The organism is Paenibacillus sp. ISL-20 (genome assembly GCF_018613005.1).
GTDB lineage: Bacteria > Bacillota > Bacilli > Paenibacillales > Paenibacillaceae > Paenibacillus_AQ.
In genome coordinates this window covers 143,662-157,900 of sequence record NZ_JAGGRD010000019.1, presented here as the reverse complement: position 1 = coordinate 157,900, position 14,239 = coordinate 143,662, and the positions used below count along the sequence as shown (strand labels likewise).

Here is a 14,239-nt window from a genome sequence, read left to right as displayed (position 1 = left end):
CGGCGATCTATGCCGGGTTGCAAGTTGTTAGGCCTTATCAAATCTTTTATACTGAAGGAAGGATATCCATCTGAGGAGGGAAAGTCTTGAAGGGAAAAGTAGCGCTGATTACAGGCAGTGCGACAGGTTTGGGGAAAATGACGGCGCTGTCGTTAGCTCGGCAGGGATGTCATTTGGCTATAAATTATGTAAACAGCAAGGATGAAGCGGAGGCGCTCTCCCGTGAAATCGAGGGGTTTGGCGTGAAGTCCATTGCAATTAAAGCCGATATCGCCAGCGAGCGTGAGCTGTATTCATTGGTGGATCAGACGGAGGAGCAACTGGGAAGCGTCGATATCCTGGTGAACAACGCAGGCCCGTTCATTCGGGAGCGTCGTCTGTTCTCAGAGTACAGTCGCGACGAGATCGTCCATATGGTGAATGGCAATTTAACCGGCGTCATGCTGCTGGACCACCGCGTTCTGCCTGCCATGCGGGAGAAGAAGTGGGGACGCATCATCCACTTTGGATTCGGACATGCGGGAGAAGCCCGCGCGTGGCCCCAGCGTTCAGCCTACGCGGCTGCTAAAGTGGGCCTGGTCTCCTTTACGAAGACGCTTGCGGTGGAAGAAGCCCCGTATGGAATCACCGTGAATATGATCTGTCCGGGGGACATCCGCGGAGCCAATAAAGAGAAGACCATCGATGAAGTTTCGGGCATTCAAGATGGGCTGACCCCGCGCGGACGATCGGGAAGCGGGGAGGACATCGCCAGGGTGATCGAATATTTATGCCTGGATAAGTCGGATTTCATTACTGGCAATATTATGGATATATCCGGCGGGCTGGACCCGATCCGCCCGTTGATTAAACCGGAATAACATATCATTCTCAAAATAGCCCCGCAAAGTGGAGTCTATGCTTCGATGCTTATTCCAAATACTTTGCGGGGACCCCAAAACATATAAATGCGATTAAAGAATGCTTACGCTTCGCTGAAAACATATACATTCTTTTATCTCAAAAAAAGAGTCTTGGTTCCACGAGGGAAACCAAGACTCTTTATAGTTAAAGAAGATTTAGAATACTTGAACTACTTCTTGAATGCCTTCTACTTCTTCAACCAGGGCGCGTTCAATCCCTGCCTTCAGAGTAATGGTGGAGCTAGGGCAGCTACCGCATGCACCCATCAATTTCAGCTTAACGATGCCGTCTTCAACGTCAACCAGTTCCACGTCACCGCCGTCGCGCTGCAGGAACGGACGAAGTTTATCAAGCACTTCAGCCACTTCATCATATACAGTGGTTTGCGTGTTTTCACTCATCTTGTTCAACTCCTTTCCTCCCTATATTATAGTACATAAACCGGCAAAATAAAATGCCAATCTTAAGGCAGGTCGAATAACAATGTCCATTATCATTGAGTTTTGCACAAGCAATTCCTATTTCGGCACGGATAAAGTTCTACAGACGCTTGAAGCCAAGTATGATTGTCAAGTCATCGAATACGGCTGCCTGACCAGCTGCGGCCAGTGCTACCTGATGCCCTTCGCTTATGTGGATGGCGAATGGGTCGAGGCTCCCACGGCTGAAGAACTGCTTGACGTTGTCATAGCCAAACTGGAAAGCTTTCAGGACAGCGAAGAGGAAAGCTGACCCTGATTCCTGGCATATTCCTTCCGTAAGGATCTACAAAGCGCCTGCAGCCTGCTCAGTGCTAGTAGTGACGCTTGGATTTCCAGAGAACGCCGCTCTTCAGTATCCTTGGTACCCGGCCCAGCACCGAGGTGCTGCCCATGAGTCCAAAGCCTGCATGTTTGCCGAGGGAACCGAGGGTTCCCTTGAGCTTCAGCGGAGATACCTTTGGCGTATCATCCCGCCATAAAGCTTTCAGGACATGTCCCACTTGCTCGGCTTGAGCCCCAGCGGCTTGGGCGCTTGGGACGAACGGGAGGCTGGCGCAGTCGCCGATCACGTACACTTCCGGATGGGAAGGAACCTGATACCACTCGTTCAGCATAATGCGTCCGCTGCGGTCTTTTGGCAGATCCAGATCCTGTACGACCTTTACGGGCTGAATACCCGCCGTCCATACAGCCAGGTCGGTTGCGATTGGCACATCCAGATTGTACACGGCGTCCTTCTCAACTCGGGATACGGAAACGCCGCTGTGGATATCCACATGGTGTTCCTCAAACCAGCGATGAATATAAGCAGACAAACGGTTAGGAAAAGAAGAAAGTACCCGTTGTCCTCGGTCCAAGATGGCGATATTAAGGTCAGGCCGGCTTTCACGAAGATCGGCAGCGAGCTCGATGCCGCTTAAGCCTCCGCCAATGATATGAACATGACCATAAGGTCTGAGGTTGTTCAGGTGCAAATAGGTTTCCCGGGATGTAGAGAAAGATTGCAGGCTGAACGTGAATTCTTCAGCACCCGGTACTCCATGATAACGGTCCGTACATCCCAGAGCAATGGCGAGTTGATCGTATTCCACGGGATCGTTGTTCGTCAGGTTAACAAGCCTCTTCTCTAGATCAATGGATGTGACTTCACCATATACAATTTGGAGGCGGTCATATACCGGGAATTTAACACGAACGGCGGTATCGGCCACGGTGCCTGCTGCCAGCGCGTAATATTCGGTTTTGAGTCCTTGGTATGGCATGCGGTCGATGAGCACGACCTCCACATCCGGAGGAAGATAGCCGCTGAATAATTCTTGAATTAGGGCAAGACCACCATAGCCTCCGCCGAGAATGACGAGCTTTTTCATAAATTTCTTCCTTTCTCAAGAGATAAGAAGGTGAGCGCCGATTCGCAAGAAAAACGCCGCTGGAAGCGGCTTAGGTTACCCACGCAATTATCTCTTTAACCTGTTTTCCGTTTTTTGGAACGTCTCTCGTTTGCTTAAATCCCTGCTGGTAAGATTTATTCGTAAACCTTGATCTCGTTGTAGAAGGTATCGCGTTCAACCGGAATCCGGCCTGCGCCTTGGATGAGCCAGACCAGCTCTTTGCGTGTCAGCCCTTCCGGTGTTAAGGCTCCTGCAGCATGGCTAATACGTTCCTTGAGGATCGTACCATGGACGTCGGAAGCGCCGAAGCTGAGAGCAACTTGAGTTAATTGCGCCCCAATATTAATGAAGTACGCTTTGATGTGATCGATATTATCGAGCATCAAACGGCTGATGGCAATGGTTTTCAAATCTTCGTAGGCTGAATTGCGGCGCATGATGCCTGCATTCTTATTCTTCGGCTGCATGGATAGGGGAATGAATACCATGAATCCGTTCGTTTCATCTTGAAGATCCCGAATTTGCAGCATATGGCGGATCCGGTCCTCGTGGCTCTCGATCGATCCATACAGCATGGTGGTGTGTGTCTTCATGCCAAGCTTATGCGCGGTACGGTGAACGTCGAGGTATTGATCCACGTTCGCTTTGTCCACTTTCATCTTCTGACGATATTGGTCAGACAGAATCTCGGCGCCGCCGCCTGTTAAGGATTGAAGACCTGCTTTCTGCAGTTCTTGGAGTACTTCCTTTGTGCTAAGTCCGCTAATGCGAGTGAAGAATTCAATCTCCGCCGCCGTATAGGCTTTTAGCGTTACTTCCGGGAAACGCTCGTTCAATGCCTTCAGGGAATCTACATAGTACTGGAACGGCACATGGTTATTATGTCCGCCAACGATGTGAAATTCACGAATGCCGGGATGAATATGCTGCTCGACATATTCAATCATCTCAGCGCCGGAGAGGGTATAGGAGCCTTCCTCGCCTTGATCTTTCCGGAAATTACAAAAAGCGCAGTAGGATTCGCATACATTCGTGAAATAGAGACTCATGTTCTCTATGAAGTAAACTTTCTTCCCGTTCTTGCGCAAATTTGCTTCATTAGCCAGCTGCCCGAGGGTCAGCAGGTCATCGGTTTGGTACAAATACACACCGTCTTCAAGATTCAGGCGTTCGCCGCTTTGGACTTTCGCAACGATCTCGGCCATTCTCTGATCGGTAAATGGTGTCACAATTGTGGACATGTTCAATCCTCCTGTTCACACTTGATCTGCTTAGAAGATTCTGCAGAAAAGCGATCATAAAGTGAATCACTCCCCTAAGGGAACGGTCCGTTTATAGTGGTATAACAACAACATCAATAATGGGCTGAATAAATAAATAAGTTTGTGAAAAAATATACAACTGTGGACCAGCCATAACCTTTGCCGCTTTTTAGCTGAGGGATGTGACAATTATCCAACAGTTGCCGCCCATGTTCCTTCCCTATTATAAACCTGACCCCGCGGGGTAGCAATACAAATAGAGGAATTGAAAATAGGTTATTCATTACATATCAAAAGCCATCATAACAACCTTGAGCGAATTCGCGAAGAGGAGTATACTTAAGGAGTGAACGAAAAGGAGGGTGACCTATGATTACAATCAGCGACTCAGCTGCAGAACGTTTGAAAGAAATACTTGCTGAACAGGAAACGCCCAATATGTTCCTTCGACTGGGTGTCACTGCCGGAGGTTGCAGTGGTTTTTCATATGCAATGGGCTTTGACGATAATGAAACGGAAGCTGACGTATATATGGATCTGCAGGATATGAAGGTCGTTGTTGAGAAGGACGATCTGAAGTACCTGAACGGTCTTGAGATTGATTTTGAGGAATCCGGCATGACTGGCGGCTTCACCATCCACAATCCGAACGCCACCGTAACGTGCGGCTGCGGTTCGTCATTCCGTACGGCAACGGATGCGGGCAAACCGAACGAAGAGCCTTGCTAAGCAGCGGGGTTACGCGGTTTTCACTCCGTTGATCTGAACGGAAGCCGAAGCGGAAGCCAGTGCGCGAATGGACGTTTGGAATTGCGGATAACGGGTCAAAATTGAACGTTATCAATCCCGAATCATGTACATTAACAATCCTAAAAACGGTGTTTATGGATTGTGGATCACGACCTCTATTGCGTAAATTTACGCTTTGGAGGTCTTTTTTATGTCATTAAAGAAACGCGAGAGACGTGTACCAAATGGAGCCCGGACGCTGCGAGAATTCCCGCGACTAACACTTGATCAGGCGCTAGACTTTGCTGTTAACGCTAAAAAGGCGGAGGGCCTACGTGAACGGACGCTGGCCGATTACGCTAAACACTACGGATACTTTGCCGCTTGGTTAAACGAGGCGCATCCAGACGTGAAGTACATAGACGAAATCAGTACGCAATTGATCCGCGACCACATTTCGTATATGAAATACGACCGGACGCGGTATGAGGGACACAAATATATAACGACTGAGGACGTAGGCCTATCGGATACGACGGTTAATATTCGGCTCCGTACGTTAAAAGCGATTTTTAACCAGTTGGAGCGCGACGAGTTGCTCGAGAACAATCCGTTCGCAAAGGTAAAACTACTACGCCAGGACGTCGATCTAACGAACTGCCTAACGGACGAGGAGGTAAAAGCGGTATTGGCGCAGCCGAATCGAAGGGATTTTGTAGGCTTTCGGGATTATGTTGCCATCGTAACTTTACTAGACAGCGGACTCAGAGTATCGGAGTTACTAAGTATTCGCGCCGGGGATATCGACTTTCAAACGCGATTTATCGTTTTGCCCGGAGAATTGAACAAAAACCGCAAGCCGCGGATGGTACCGATTTCCGGCCATACTGCAAAGTTGTTACTAGAACTTATCGAAGAAAATAAACAGTTTTTCAGCACGGATCGAATCTTTATGTCTTCTTTCGGAGATCCTGTATCGCCGAATCACTTTAATAAGAGGCTGAAAAATTATGGTCATAAGGCCGGCATAGAAGGTAAGAAAATGACCGCCCACGTGTACCGCCATACATGGGCGCGAGCAATGGTCCTAAACGGAGCAGATCCGTTCACAATTCAGAAAATGGGCGGCTGGGCCGATATGCGGACGATGCGTCGATATGTGCAGTTAGATACGGACGACTTGCGGAAGAGTCATGATGAATATTCGCCGACAAACCGGTTCATAAAGAAGCGGAAATAGGAGGGCGCGACTATGACGAAACCATCAGGCGGCATTGTCCGCGTCTCCAAACGTGATAGCGGCTATACGATACTGGACCCGTTCTTCTTATCGGACGAGCGTCTAACGTGGAAGGCGAAGGGATTGCTCGCGTATCTCCTGTCTAAACCGTCAAACTGGCGAGTTTACATCGGCGACCTAGTGAAGCGGTCAAAGGACGGACGTGACGCTGTATACTCCGCGATAAAGGAACTAGAGACCTGTGGCTATGTGGAGCGCCGGCAAACGCGCGATGAAGCGAACCGTATAACCGGAATGGAAACGGTAATCTATGAGCGCCCGATTATCGACGATCCAGATCCGGACTTACCACATACGGATATTCCGGACGTGGATAAACCGAAGACGGAGAATCCGAGACAAGTTATTAATGAATTTAGTAATAATGACTTTAAAAGAGAAATAGATAAGAGCGACAACGACGCCGTATTACAAGCGCTGGCTAAAGCATTACGCAAGCTGCCGCTAAACGATACCGCAAGCCTATACGACCACTATTTCGAGGATGCATACGCGATGCTGACGCGTAGATTTAGCGGTCAACTTGAGGCGGAGGTTATTGCGCTTGCCGCCGATCGGTATTTCACGAAGGCCGTTGATCTACGGACGGGATTGCCGAAGCCTAGCGTTTATTCTCCGGTGGGAGTATTTCACGATTGCTATACGGAGGCACTGGCGGAGTGGAGAGCGAGGGATTTTAAAAGGAAATTTGTTTGATCGAGATTTCTCATGTCCAGTTCATCACAATGCATGGTATAATTTGGATAAAAAGGTGAGGTTGCCTAGTGAAAAGAGTCGTCTCTATTTTTATTTGTGTAATTATAATATTAACGGGTTGTGCTTCTCCTTCTGGCCAAACGGACGAACCAGTAGAGAATGCAATTAAAACAGAACCAGTAGTGAAAGAACCTGAATCAAACCCGCTAGCTCCGCCCGACCCTAAACCTAAGGAAAGTGTATTTGAATGGCATAGCGCGGATGTATCCGAGGATAATGTCAGGTTAGCTCTTGAGAACAACGTAGGGGCAGCGATGGCAATACCGATCAAAGATGAAACATTTAGAAAATTTACTTCTAGTGAAGATTTAGAGGGGCAGTACATTGAATTAACAATCAATCCAGGTACATATTGGGATGAAAAAGATTTCGTCAAAAAAGCCGGCGGGTCGCTAATTGCCTACTCCAAGATTTTATTTGAAAATCCGGAAGTATATGAAGTTTCGCTCGACGTGAAAATCGATAATGGTGGTGGCGGTGAAAATGACGGGGTGTACATTTCTTGGCGTCGCGATCAAGCTGAGAATGTCGACTACGATTCAGTCTTAGATAATATGTTCGGCGATTTCACTATCCCGTACACTCTAGCGCGGAAGTATCGGATAGACTCGAGATTGTACGATAAACTCGGAGATATCCCCATTCCGCGAGATCATAATCTGTAACCATCGCTCGATCAACGAATCTTAATTTCGCTGGTCGGGCGTCTTTCATTTACGGTACATATTTCGCACGGTATTGACGATTCTAACCGCACGGGAGCCGTTCTAATTAGATCGGAGGGTAAACGTAACTTCGCGGCATAAAGCGGCTGATATCGTGTTGATTTCGGTTAAAACGGACATGTGAGCGCTACTACTCCATAGCGGGATATTCGGTTTGTCTCCGTTTAAGAGCTAGCGCGCATTCTACATGGGATACGTCTCGTTCGCTTCATGACTTATCCGCAATGGTTTACCTCTAACAACTTCTATCGCGGTAGATTTGATATGGCCCGTGGACGCTTTAGCGGACTCGGAACTACGGACGCTCTTCCCGGAGTTTAATGCTTTCGTCACTTCGTTCCTCACCTCCGCTATCGCGTCGGAAACGGTTATCACAAAAAAGTGCTAAACGTGTCTGAAAAGCCGCGTCGTTACTGGGTTTTCTTGCGTTTTCCTTAAAGGAACGTAGTAAAAAGTGATAACGGAGTGGAGTAGCCGGTGTGAAAAAACCGGACATAACTCTATAAGATACTCTTATAGGAATGTGTCTACTTTTTCCGCGCTGTAATTCCGAATCAACCGCATGTATAACGCTCTTTTAGCTTGCGACAATACGCTGGAATGGGACAATACTCTCGTCAAGTAATCTGCGTAAACTCGGTAAACCGTTGATGTGATGCGGCCGACCGCCTGTTCCGCCAAACTGCGCCAGGAATCCGTATTTCTTCATAAGTGTTCGCGCCTCGTAACTGAACGTCTGCAATGATGCAGATATATCGGACACTCCATCGATCCTAGCTGCGCCGGCTTCGTAAATCTCGATGTCTCCGAATTTCTCCTCGTATCTACGAAGTCTTTTTTCCGCGGATTCGTCCGGTACCGTGACGTACTCAGTCCGGATCTCAACCCGCGGCTGCTTGTCTCTCATCGATTCCAGCGTATCTCGCACCGTCTCATAATCGGCCTCCGCCTTCTCACGCGCCTCCCTTTCCGCTTTTAACGCCGCCTTAACCTCGCACAGCTCCCGAACGGTCATCTCATCAACGGCCTTTTCAGCGCCAGTTGACGGGATTGTGTGCGGCTGAGAAACGAAGTCACTGCGATCGATGTCAGAAGGGAGCGAGAGCATTTCGAATATTTTTCCGACTTGCAAACCGCTCGACGTCGCGCGATTTCCGAATTGCTCATAGGCCTGGACAAACTTTCGAGCAGTCTGCGGCGCAATGTCCACCGACTCGAGCCATCGCTCCCATTGACCGTGTGCCAGATCGTTCTCCTTAACGTGTTTCAGCCGCCGACCAATTTCGAATATCGCTTCGCCGGCCACACGTTTATACGCGTTGATCTCTGCCGTTATCGTTGGGAGATTCGCTGATAAATTAGAGCGCTAACTTGGCGGTCTTTTTTCATGCGGACAACCATGTCGTAATATGGTAAAATTTCGGTTATGGGACGATTTATGAAACCGCTGACCGCCGATATTCATTTTTATACCGCGATGCTCGATCGGACACCTATCGTCGTGTTTATCGCGGACGAGCTTATTGGCAGCGGTAAGATAGAGGAAATAACGGAGAATAGCGTTAAGGTCGGGAAAAGGCGTTATCTTCGCGAAACGTGTACGTTTAAATTCGCAATTTGATATAGAAAAGAGGCATTACCACGATGAGCATGATTCACATAAGCAGTATTCCAATAGTACAAGGTTTAACAAATAAAGGAATAAAATTCAGCTCAACTTCAACTTTGTTAGATTCTGACGTTTTACTAATCGATCCATTAACTGCATTAAAAGAATATGGTCTGAAGGATTACCCCCAGACTCAGCTGCGTCTAACAGACTTAGAATATAGTGAAAGTCTTAGCCGAGATATTAATAGAAGACGTAATGAAGTTGTCGAATTTTTAAATTTGGGAAGAACAATATTTGTGTTCACCCCACCCCCTATAGAATTATCATTAAGATATTCAACTAGTGGTTATTTTTCGGAGGTCGATTTTAGGAATTTCATGCTCTCTTATCCCGATACTATTTTATCTTCAGGTACACAAATAGAATTTATTGACAACGCATTTTTCACTGAGTTATGGACCGATTTCAGTGATTGCTTTTATTATGATTCAATGTATAGCAATTCGTTCGGGACTCCGCTGTTCAAGGTGAAGGGTACAAATTATTTTGTAGGTGCGTATATTAAATACGGTAACGGACACATTGTATATTTACCAAGAATTAACTGCCCAAAAACAGAAAGAGCAAACCACCTTGCTAAAGTTTTGAAACGTATTGCATTTCAACTTAATGAGAACGAAAAGAAATTAAAGTTTGCTTTACCTGAGTGGAGTAATAATTACTTCTTACCTAGCGAGAACAAAATTAAACAGGATATTAAGCTTTATGAGCAAAAGCTATATGAGATCCAAAATGAAATAGAGAAAAATAAAGAGGACTTGAACTCTTTAGAGGAATTCAAACTTTTATTTACGAGTTCCGGAAAGGCTTTAGAGAAGACAGTGGGAACTATCTTTAAAACTCTTGGCTTCGAGGTTGCTGAAGGGCTTCCTGGCCGTGATGACTTAATTATTAAATATGAAGAAAAGGTTGCGGTTGTGGAAGTTAAAGGTGTGGCGAAGAGCGCTGCCGAAAAACATGCGGCTCAGCTGGAAAAATGGGTGAGCGAATACTTTACTACAAAAGATGTAATGCCGAAAGGCATTTTAGTAGTAAATGCATTTAAAGATGTTCCTCTAAAAGAAAGAATGGAAGATCCGTTCCCTGATCAAATGTTGAAATACAGTAAGAATCGAAATCATTGTCTTTTAACAGGTCTAGACCTGCTAGCAATTTATTTTTTCGTAATGGAAAATCCCGAGAAAAAAGTACAGATAGTAGAAAACCTTTTTAGTACTTGCGGAATATTTGAAAGCCTAAATTGGAGAGATTTTATCCTTTCAGAGGAATTTGAAAACTCGAACTAAAATTCCCTAAATACCGGACTCCGTAGCATTCCTGATCGCGTCCAGTTCCGCATCTTCACACGCGCCCTAATCCGCGGCTCAACATAGACGAAATTGCGGTCTTCACCGGTAATCAACGGCTTCACAACGTTATAAAACGCCTTCTTATGCGTAGGATTTGCGCCTAGCTCGATAATACCTGCTGGGCGCATTTTTGCGTTGTCTAGAGCAGGCACGCCCTCCATAGCGCGCGCTTCAATCTGCTCAAATAACGCTTCGCCGGAGCCTTCAATATGCGGAACAATCCCGAAGCTCGCAGACGGCAGCGGAATTGATGCGAGTATTTCCTTGCGTTGCATTAGTGGCAGCCGACGTAGATCCTTACCGTTAATCTGCAGCACGTCGAATATAACGAAAGTGGACGGGAGAGTGCCGGTTAATGATGCAATTTTATCCGCCTTCTTCGCCTGGAACCGCGTCATAACGGATTCTAAGTCGGAAATGCCCGTCGCCGGATCAACGCATGCGATTTCGCCGTCCAATACGATGTCATGCGGGAATAAAGCGTTGGCTATCTCAGGATATTGGCGAGTGCAGTCGTTGTTATGGCGAGTGTATAAACGGACTACGTCATTCTGTTGCGAGAAGATCAAGCGGTGGCCGTCGATTTTAGGTTCGAATATATAGCACGAATCCGAGAAAGGAGTCGGCGCAGTTGCGAGTAACATCGGTTCAATAAACATAAAAACACCTCAATTCAATTATAACGTTCAAGGATATGCTGATCAGGCGGTAAGTTATGTCATTACCTAAGGGTTAAATTTACATTGATAAAGGAACTAATGTTCGCATATAATACGAACAAACGTCCTTATTTGGAGGCGGATAATGATGAAGAAGTACATCGGGAATGTTATAGAACTCATTTACGTGGACCGCAAAGGCACAATCACTCACCGTAAAATTAGGCTGCAGGGGATCCGAAATAACTTGATTCGTGCGACATGTTTAAATACCAATCAGCCAAGAGTATTCCGAATGGATAACGTCTTATCCTGGAGGGCATCGAAGGGGGCAGGGATGAATGCTTCCTGACCTAGAACGTAAGATTCTTAGGATTCTGTACAATTATGCAAGTCAGCACAAAAGAATGCCCACAATGCACGGATTAGAGATCATGACTGGACGAGGGAAAAAGCAAATAAAGAACGCATTATTAATGTTGGAGAAAGAAAGGTACATATTATGGGAAGACAAATCCAGCCTGATAACAATTAAGATAATTGAAGGATGGGAACGAGAACCTGAAGCAAATAAACGGCCTGCACCTAAGATGAGTGCACGGTATTGGACGGATTACTAGTGGTGCGTTTGAGATCCTGAGTCCACGAAATTGGACTGAAATCCAACTTGGGCTTAGATTCCTAGAAGACCATAGATACATTGTCATACCTATATATAATATATACACGACCACTAGAAAGATAAATCGTTCCAAATACGTTCACGAACCGGCAACGATTCTAACGAAACGAACACAAAGGAACCTTGATTATAGGAACCAATAGCAATAAGTAAGATGGATGATGTTAAATAATTGACTTAATCATTAATTGGAAACATGTCATAAAAATTAAACATTCAGATATAAATAAAATAGAAGCCTTTATCCCATTGGGCTAAAGGCTTCTATTTTGAAGTAAGGTATTTAAATAAAATTAATTAATAATTCCGAAGATTAATCCATCTAATTGACCGCTAGACAGTTTTTTTGGAGACATTCCGTATACACTATATGGTGAACCAAACGATGGGTGATAGGTTCCTCCGGTATATCTGTAATAAGGTCTAAACCAAACGCTTCCTTTCGCACCTTTAGGAATATTGATTATGTAGGTTGTGGAGGTAGTAGCACTAGTTTGCCAGTTGAAAGAAGCTCCAACTGTTATAAGTTGCTTTATGCTAAAGTCTAAACCTGCTTGAAAAGATTCCGTTTTAGTAAGGGAAAAAGCGTGTTCAATAGCGCATCCTGAAGAAGCACTTGGACAGTTCATATCGCTAGAAACTTTTTCATTTGTTCCATGGAAGGTTTCAATATAAGTGTTCTCAACATAGATCGGATTAGCAAGTGGAGAAATATTTGATAAACTTTGTTGGTCTTGTGATCTTTGAATTGCAGCTATTTCCGCTCTTGCTTCCTCGGACTTCTTTTCACTTGCCTTAAATTCTTCAAAGCTAATTTCTTCGAAACCGTTTTCAGTGTTTTGGTAAATACGAGAATACGTTACCCCTGTTTCACTGTCATAGTACTGAGGAGTGCCTAAATCGACAACAACCTCTGGTTTCGGTGCTTCTTCTGCTTTTACTAGTCCCGGGCTTAGCAGAGCAGACACTGCGAACGAAATTGCTAATATCGCAGATAATCCGAATTTTTTCTTCATAATACAAAAACCTCCTAAGTGTGTTTTATTTTCAACTGCAAGAAAATAATACCATAAAAATCATTTTATTGGTAGAGTTTTTAGAAAAATGATATAATAATTCTATATTCTTCCTAGGAGGGAATTCACAATGTCGAAACGTGCAGCAGGTGTCGGAATGTTATTAATAGCAGCTTTGTTGTATAGCGCAAGGTATCTAACTGCTGGTTTTTTTGGATCTGGAGTAAAGTCATGGGACAGCAATTTGTTTAATGCTATATTACAAAGCGTCGGTGATGAACCACTTTTGATAAGCAGAATCGCTCTAGTTGTTGGTATAATATATATAGTCTGGTCAGAAATTGAGAGTATTTTAGGCAAAGATAAAAAACAAAAATGATAAGTTACTTTATTCAATAGCTTAGTGAAGTAGCTTACGTTAACATTCTAACTACGAATAATTAAAACTTCCGATTTTTTCTTCATAATAAATAAACCCGCGGTTTTTGCGCGGGTTTATTTATTATTCAATTATTTTTAGGAACGCATGTATTCTGGCAAAATATTTTGATGAGGGTATAATTCTGCTAGATTCCCAATGGCTAATAGATTTAACATCTACGCCTAATTGATCCGCTGCTTCAATTAGAGTATATCCATGGTATTTTCGAGCTTTGATTAAACGCTCACCTAAGGTGTTCTCTGGAAGAACCTCAAAACACCCAAATAGGCCGGCTAAGACAGGCCGATATCTTTCTGAGGCTTTTTAGTGAAGGAGGGTGTACGCCATTTTCCATCATTGAAATAGTCTCTGGTGTTAGTCCGGACAATGTTGCCAGTTCTCTGATTGTTAAATTGGCTTCATTTCGTGCTGTCCGGATTCCTAAACCAGGAGTATCAGGAGACAATGGCGTATTGTTAAGAGGCAGATTTTTTTCTTCATTATATAAATGCTAGAGGTGTTCTCTGCACGGACAGGGATTCATCGAACAAGCGAGTATGAAATGCGTAGAACAAGCGCTGGCCGAATCATTTCATCAGCACCGTGCTGTTAAAGTGAAACTATTCGATGAATACCAGGATACAGAATTGACAGGGATTGTCGTTCTTATCCACACGTTCAGACGTGAGATTAAATTGTCAATTGGTGAGGGAGAATGGGAGTGGATTAAGATTGATGGAGTTGTTTCAGTTAAATAAGGTGTTCATATAGCGGTTAGCGATTGATTGCGGATTACAACTCGCCTATTGTTAATGGCTCTGAAAACTAATGAGTAAAATATAAAATGCCTTACCTATAGGGCAGTAAAAAACTGTCTTAGGGGTAAGGCATT

At 45.0% G+C, this 14,239-nt stretch carries 19 protein-coding genes; 11 read left to right on the top strand and 8 right to left on the bottom strand.

All coding sequences use genetic code 11. The features are described 5' to 3' along the window. Nucleotides 1-86 precede the first annotated feature (86 nt). Entirely contained in the window at nucleotides 87-860 is a 774-nt protein-coding gene (locus J7E85_RS11900; protein ID WP_215158040.1) for an SDR family oxidoreductase, read from the top strand. A gap of 198 nt (nucleotides 861-1,058) precedes the next feature. Here J7E85_RS11900 and J7E85_RS11895 read toward each other — a convergent pair whose 3' ends face one another. Beyond that, nucleotides 1,059-1,304 carry a NifU family protein gene (locus J7E85_RS11895; protein WP_006212609.1) on the bottom strand — a complete coding sequence of 82 codons (246 nt, stop codon included), beginning with the start codon at nucleotides 1,302-1,304 and terminating at the stop codon, nucleotides 1,059-1,061. 82 nt (nucleotides 1,305-1,386) lie between these two features. Between J7E85_RS11895 and J7E85_RS11890 the strand changes: the two genes are divergently transcribed. Beyond that, on the top strand, nucleotides 1,387-1,635 hold the full coding sequence (locus J7E85_RS11890; protein WP_076324843.1) for a YuzB family protein: 249 nt from the start codon (nucleotides 1,387-1,389) through the stop codon (nucleotides 1,633-1,635). 61 nt (nucleotides 1,636-1,696) lie between these two features. On the opposite strand, the gene J7E85_RS11885 is transcribed toward J7E85_RS11890, so the two are convergent. Then, complete coding sequence (locus J7E85_RS11885; protein WP_215158038.1) at nucleotides 1,697-2,755, bottom strand: NAD(P)/FAD-dependent oxidoreductase; 1,059 nt, start codon at nucleotides 2,753-2,755, stop codon at nucleotides 1,697-1,699. Nucleotides 2,756-2,910: 155 nt separating this feature from the next. After that, nucleotides 2,911-4,017 (bottom strand): aminofutalosine synthase MqnE, encoded by a 1,107-nt coding sequence (gene mqnE, locus J7E85_RS11880; protein ID WP_098748869.1) that lies wholly within the window; start codon nucleotides 4,015-4,017, stop codon nucleotides 2,911-2,913. A 390-nt stretch (nucleotides 4,018-4,407) separates the two neighbouring features. Here mqnE and J7E85_RS11875 point away from each other — a divergent pair, with 390 nt between their 5' ends. From J7E85_RS11875 to J7E85_RS11860, 4 genes are all read left to right on the top strand, one after another. Continuing rightward, on the top strand, nucleotides 4,408-4,767 hold the full coding sequence (locus J7E85_RS11875) for a HesB/IscA family protein (protein ID WP_215158036.1): 360 nt from the start codon (nucleotides 4,408-4,410) through the stop codon (nucleotides 4,765-4,767). A gap of 211 nt (nucleotides 4,768-4,978) precedes the next feature. Beyond that, the gene (locus J7E85_RS11870; protein WP_215158034.1) at nucleotides 4,979-6,007 is read left to right on the top strand and encodes a tyrosine-type recombinase/integrase; all 1,029 of its coding nucleotides are present in this window, start codon (nucleotides 4,979-4,981) and stop codon (nucleotides 6,005-6,007) included. Nucleotides 6,008-6,019: 12 nt separating this feature from the next. Beyond that, on the top strand, nucleotides 6,020-6,763 hold the full coding sequence (locus tag J7E85_RS11865) for a helix-turn-helix domain-containing protein (RefSeq protein WP_215158032.1): 744 nt from the start codon (nucleotides 6,020-6,022) through the stop codon (nucleotides 6,761-6,763). A 68-nt stretch (nucleotides 6,764-6,831) separates the two neighbouring features. Further along, nucleotides 6,832-7,488: a hypothetical protein gene (locus J7E85_RS11860; protein WP_215158030.1), complete on the top strand. Its 657-nt coding sequence runs from the start codon at nucleotides 6,832-6,834 to the stop codon at nucleotides 7,486-7,488. 637 nt (nucleotides 7,489-8,125) lie between these two features. Here J7E85_RS11860 and J7E85_RS34020 read toward each other — a convergent pair. Next, a complete protein-coding gene (locus J7E85_RS34020) occupies nucleotides 8,126-8,872 on the bottom strand; it encodes a DUF3102 domain-containing protein (protein ID WP_483311312.1) in 747 nt (248 codons plus the stop codon). 114 nt (nucleotides 8,873-8,986) lie between these two features. On the opposite strand from J7E85_RS34020, the gene J7E85_RS11850 reads away from it, so the two are divergent. Both J7E85_RS11850 and J7E85_RS11845 read left to right on the top strand, forming a co-directional pair. Next, the gene (locus J7E85_RS11850) at nucleotides 8,987-9,169 is read left to right on the top strand and encodes a hypothetical protein (RefSeq protein ID WP_215158028.1); all 183 of its coding nucleotides are present in this window, start codon (nucleotides 8,987-8,989) and stop codon (nucleotides 9,167-9,169) included. Nucleotides 9,170-9,192: 23 nt separating this feature from the next. Continuing rightward, a complete protein-coding gene (locus J7E85_RS11845) occupies nucleotides 9,193-10,506 on the top strand; it encodes a hypothetical protein (protein ID WP_215158026.1) in 1,314 nt (437 codons plus the stop codon). Here J7E85_RS11845 and J7E85_RS11840 read toward each other — a convergent pair. After that, nucleotides 10,503-11,228, bottom strand: coding sequence for an ATP-dependent DNA ligase (locus tag J7E85_RS11840; RefSeq protein ID WP_215158024.1), 726 nt, complete (start codon nucleotides 11,226-11,228; stop codon nucleotides 10,503-10,505). The two genes, J7E85_RS11845 and J7E85_RS11840, sit on opposite strands and share 4 nt — an antisense overlap. 145 nt (nucleotides 11,229-11,373) lie before the next feature. Here J7E85_RS11840 and J7E85_RS11835 point away from each other — a divergent pair, with 145 nt between their 5' ends. Beyond that, nucleotides 11,374-11,580 carry a hypothetical protein gene (locus J7E85_RS11835; protein WP_215158022.1) on the top strand — a complete coding sequence of 69 codons (207 nt, stop codon included), beginning with the start codon at nucleotides 11,374-11,376 and terminating at the stop codon, nucleotides 11,578-11,580. A 623-nt stretch (nucleotides 11,581-12,203) separates the two neighbouring features. Here J7E85_RS11835 and J7E85_RS11830 read toward each other — a convergent pair. Further along, nucleotides 12,204-12,926, bottom strand: a complete 723-nt coding sequence (locus J7E85_RS11830; protein WP_215158020.1) for a hypothetical protein — start codon at nucleotides 12,924-12,926, stop codon at nucleotides 12,204-12,206. 130 nt (nucleotides 12,927-13,056) lie between these two features. Between J7E85_RS11830 and J7E85_RS11825 the strand changes: the two genes are divergently transcribed. After that, entirely contained in the window at nucleotides 13,057-13,305 is a 249-nt protein-coding gene (locus J7E85_RS11825) for a hypothetical protein (RefSeq protein ID WP_215158018.1), read from the top strand. A gap of 123 nt (nucleotides 13,306-13,428) precedes the next feature. Here J7E85_RS11825 and J7E85_RS34015 read toward each other — a convergent pair whose 3' ends face one another. Continuing rightward, nucleotides 13,429-13,584, bottom strand: a complete 156-nt coding sequence (locus J7E85_RS34015; RefSeq protein ID WP_215158127.1) for a helix-turn-helix domain-containing protein — start codon at nucleotides 13,582-13,584, stop codon at nucleotides 13,429-13,431. 34 nt (nucleotides 13,585-13,618) lie between these two features. Further along, nucleotides 13,619-13,813: a helix-turn-helix domain-containing protein gene (locus tag J7E85_RS35135; protein ID WP_215158016.1), complete on the bottom strand. Its 195-nt coding sequence runs from the start codon at nucleotides 13,811-13,813 to the stop codon at nucleotides 13,619-13,621. 91 nt (nucleotides 13,814-13,904) lie between these two features. Between J7E85_RS35135 and J7E85_RS11810 the strand changes: the two genes are divergently transcribed. Next, a complete protein-coding gene (locus tag J7E85_RS11810) occupies nucleotides 13,905-14,105 on the top strand; it encodes a YolD-like family protein (RefSeq protein WP_215158014.1) in 201 nt (66 codons plus the stop codon). The last annotated feature ends 134 nt before the right edge of the window (nucleotides 14,106-14,239 follow it).

Coding starts and splice junctions, on each gene's coding strand:
- J7E85_RS11845 (WP_215158026.1), top strand. CDS start 9,193: ATGAGCATGATTCACATAAGCAGTATTCCAATAGTACAAGGTTTAACA.
- J7E85_RS11830 (WP_215158020.1), bottom strand. CDS start 12,926: ATGAAGAAAAAATTCGGATTATCTGCGATATTAGCAATTTCGTTCGCA.
- J7E85_RS11850 (WP_215158028.1), top strand. CDS start 8,987: ATGAAACCGCTGACCGCCGATATTCATTTTTATACCGCGATGCTCGAT.
- J7E85_RS11885 (WP_215158038.1), bottom strand. CDS start 2,755: ATGAAAAAGCTCGTCATTCTCGGCGGAGGCTATGGTGGTCTTGCCCTA.
- J7E85_RS11825 (WP_215158018.1), top strand. CDS start 13,057: ATGTCGAAACGTGCAGCAGGTGTCGGAATGTTATTAATAGCAGCTTTG.
- J7E85_RS11865 (WP_215158032.1), top strand. CDS start 6,020: ATGACGAAACCATCAGGCGGCATTGTCCGCGTCTCCAAACGTGATAGC.
- J7E85_RS11835 (WP_215158022.1), top strand. CDS start 11,374: ATGATGAAGAAGTACATCGGGAATGTTATAGAACTCATTTACGTGGAC.
- J7E85_RS11875 (WP_215158036.1), top strand. CDS start 4,408: ATGATTACAATCAGCGACTCAGCTGCAGAACGTTTGAAAGAAATACTT.
- J7E85_RS11895 (WP_006212609.1), bottom strand. CDS start 1,304: ATGAGTGAAAACACGCAAACCACTGTATATGATGAAGTGGCTGAAGTG.
- J7E85_RS11840 (WP_215158024.1), bottom strand. CDS start 11,228: ATGTTTATTGAACCGATGTTACTCGCAACTGCGCCGACTCCTTTCTCG.
- J7E85_RS11890 (WP_076324843.1), top strand. CDS start 1,387: ATGTCCATTATCATTGAGTTTTGCACAAGCAATTCCTATTTCGGCACG.
- J7E85_RS11870 (WP_215158034.1), top strand. CDS start 4,979: ATGTCATTAAAGAAACGCGAGAGACGTGTACCAAATGGAGCCCGGACG.
- J7E85_RS11810 (WP_215158014.1), top strand. CDS start 13,905: ATGAAATGCGTAGAACAAGCGCTGGCCGAATCATTTCATCAGCACCGT.
- mqnE (WP_098748869.1), bottom strand. CDS start 4,017: ATGTCCACAATTGTGACACCATTTACCGATCAGAGAATGGCCGAGATC.